The organism is Okeania sp. SIO2F4, from assembly GCF_010672385.1.
Classification (GTDB): domain Bacteria; phylum Cyanobacteriota; class Cyanobacteriia; order Cyanobacteriales; family Microcoleaceae; genus Trichodesmium.
Window position 1 is genome coordinate 1 of sequence record NZ_JAAHGT010001238.1, and the last position, 2,178, is coordinate 2,178.

Consider the following 2,178-nt stretch of genomic DNA (forward strand, 5'->3'; position numbering starts at 1 on the left):
TTGTTATTCCAACAAAATATCTGATAAAGCATCTAATTCATTTTGAAGGACTTGCATTTCGACGGCAGCTAGGTCAACCTTCAACTTCTTACTAATTAGTTCGAGGACTTTCTTTTCTTGTGGAGTAATAACCTCATCTAATTCAGCAATTTTTTGAGACTGAGCTACAACTGAAATGGCAAACTCATCATTAACTTGAGCAAGTAATTTTTCTAGAGATGGGGGAGATTTAATATTCTTCTGAATTATTTCCAGAGAACCAGGACTCAGGTTAGCTCCTTCAAGTTCTGGCAGTATTTGCTCCCAAGTTTTTCCAGGATTTCCAGCCAAAATTACATGAACCAAAATTTGATCCATGATCGCCTGTTGAGCGATCGCCGCTTTTAAATATTTCTGGGTATCAACTTGAGCAGTTTCTAGTGCGGCTTCCATAGTCTCCGGGGCTAATTTTGCTTCATAGAACCGACAAGCTGCATATCCTAGGGAATATAACATGACTGCATTTGTACTACCACCAATTACTGCACCTGCTAAAGGCACATTTCGCATAAAACCTAATCCTGCTTTTAAAGCTTGACCACCTCCAACTGCTAGACCAAAAATGCCTAAAACCTCTCCTTTTCTTGCTGGTTCTTGCAAATCAAATCCATAAGCATAAGCAATCTGATATACCATTTCTGCTTGTATTGCAGTTGTAACTGTTAAGTCAACTGCTATGAGTCCTAATCCTATTCCTGGTACAATACTGGTAGCAACTCCTGTCCCCCCAACATAAATTGCTTTCTCTAAAATTACACGATGGCTAATTTCAGAGGGGCTTTCATTTGGATATTTTTGTTGTAGGCGTTGAATTTCAGTTTCAGCTTTGACAATATCTATCTGATCGACTATTTCTAACAACTCTATTTTCAGAGCTTTTGTTAATGGTGACAATAATCGACTATTATTCACCATTTCAGTAACATATCCTAGTCCATGTGTTGTATTTACAGCTACACTACCAATAGCTTCACCAGCACCACAAGCTGCTTGAACTGTGGCGTTTCCGACTACTTGTGCTGCTCCTCTAACTGAACCAAATAATGACCCGAAAAAAGACGAATTTTGATTTGGAGTTTTTGATAAATCTGCGGAAGTTGTAGTCATCTTTAACTGATCTTTTATGAATTTATATATCTAGAATAAGATGCACATTTGTCTGTGAACAATAGTGTATTTACTGAAGTTTTGTAGCGTAATTTCCTATTATTTTCAGAAAAAATACTGACCTATTGATAATCTATAAAATTTTTTGTAAGTTCCCAAAGTAGGATTATTTTTTAATATCGTTTATCTATGAAGTTGTACTTAATAAAAAAAGATAATTATCCCTGATTTATTATGGCTAATTAATGAGACTTGATTTAACTACTAAAGTAGGATTTTCTGAAATTATTTGCTGAAAAATTGTATTGATAAAATTGATTATTTTTACTTTTTTCCTGCCATTTCATATTGATAAAAACTTCGACTATAAAAATTGCTGAATAAGTTCCAAAACCTATTCGGCTTTCCTAAAAAGTAAGATAAAAATTAAACCTAAAAGCAAAAATTATTGCCATTTCTGTAGATTAAAAATAATTATATGAGATGCACTCTGTTTCATTTTCCAAAGTTCCTGCAATAAACTTCCGAAGCAATTGTTTCATCTCTTCAACTCGATATTTCTTAGTCTGAAACTTCGCAAATACAAATAATGGTTTTTCCATTTTCTTATGATTATAGTTCTATTGATTTATTTTTTGTCTAATTATATTCAACTATTTATAACAATATTTTCAAATAATAACTTATATATTTCAACAGAAAAATATTAATTTTTTACAACCGATAACTGATAACTGAAATGACTCTTTCCTACTTTTTATAAGACTATAAAATGATTTGATATTAATGAAACTTATAGTTAATTGATTAACGTATTTAGAATTTAAACTAATTTTGGCAAAAAAAGTTGAAATGAGCTATTGAGGGCCAAATTTTAGGGAAAAATCGCGATTTTGCGCTTGTTTTAGCAATCTTTTCATAAACGCTACAAGTCTTGATATGCAATAAATACAGGATTTTTGCTTCCCAGCCAATTTTGATGTATATTGATAACAAGTCTGTCGCTCTGCGCAGGTGCTTATTAAAATGAAA

2 protein-coding genes are annotated in these 2,178 nt (G+C 32.5%); both read right to left on the minus strand.

Annotated features, from left to right (window positions below; translation table 11 throughout):
• Positions 1 to 3 precede the first annotated feature (3 nt).
• Positions 4 to 1,146: an EcsC family protein gene (locus tag F6K22_RS39250; RefSeq protein ID WP_293110407.1), complete on the minus strand. Its 1,143-nt coding sequence runs from the start codon at positions 1,144 to 1,146 to the stop codon at positions 4 to 6.
• Between the two features lie 464 nt (positions 1,147 to 1,610).
• Complete coding sequence (locus F6K22_RS39255) at positions 1,611 to 1,748, minus strand: hypothetical protein (protein ID WP_293110409.1); 138 nt, start codon at positions 1,746 to 1,748, stop codon at positions 1,611 to 1,613.
• Positions 1,749 to 2,178: the final 430 nt, after the last annotated feature.